General features: G+C 67.7%; 1 protein-coding gene. It reads right to left on the bottom strand.

Annotated elements, in window-relative coordinates; genetic code table 11:
• The coding region (locus tag ACYVPE_RS39890) for an acyl carrier protein (protein WP_461038739.1) at positions 1–798 on the bottom strand (798 nt) is incomplete at both ends.

Genomic DNA, 798 nt, shown 5'->3' with positions numbered 1-798 from the left:
CAGCCTCCCGCCCGTCCGCGAGCAGCTGCCACAACTCCTCGGGAGAGGACACCCCACCCGGATAACGGCACGCCATCCCCACGATCACGATCGGATCCTCACTTCCGGCGACAGAGATCGCCTCGGTGATGACGTCCTCGACGTTCTCCCCCATCAGCCGGCCTCGCAGGTGCCGTGCGAGTTCGACCGGGGTGGGGTAGTTGAAGATGCCCGTGGGTGGCAGTCGGAGACCGGTTTCCGCGGCGATCCGATCCCGCAGCTCCACCGCCCCCAGGGAGTCGAATCCCTGCGCCTTGAACGTCTCGTCGGCGGTGACGGAATGCGGCGAGGCGTGCCCCAACACAACGGCCGCCCGGGACCTGACGAGTTCCAGCAGGACCGCCTCCTGCTCTCCGCGCGTGAGACCTGCGAGGCGGGAGACCAGGGACGAAGACGTGTCGAGCGCATCGTCCGGCTCATCCACGGGCACGGTGTCGGGCACACCTGCTGCACCAGCACCGGTGGGGAGCTGGGTGGAGGGAAGAGGGAACACCCGGTGTTGGAAGGGGTAGGTGGGCAGGTCGACGGGTGTGGTTTGGGGTAGGGGCCAGTGGATCGGGAGGCCGGTGGTGTGTGCGTGACCGGCCGCGGTCAGCATCTGCACCAGGCCGCCTTCATCCCGCCGCAGCGTCCCGATGGCTATAGCCGGAGTGTCGTGGGTGTCGATGGTGTCGTTGATGCCGATGGTGAGGACGGGGTGGGGGGAGGCTTCGATGAACAGGGTGTGGTCGGCGTCCAGGAGGGTGGTGATGGTGGTGT

The organism is Streptomyces mayteni (assembly GCF_054783955.1).
Note: the sequence above shows the minus strand (reverse complement) of the source record. Positions and strands in the feature narration are given on the sequence as shown.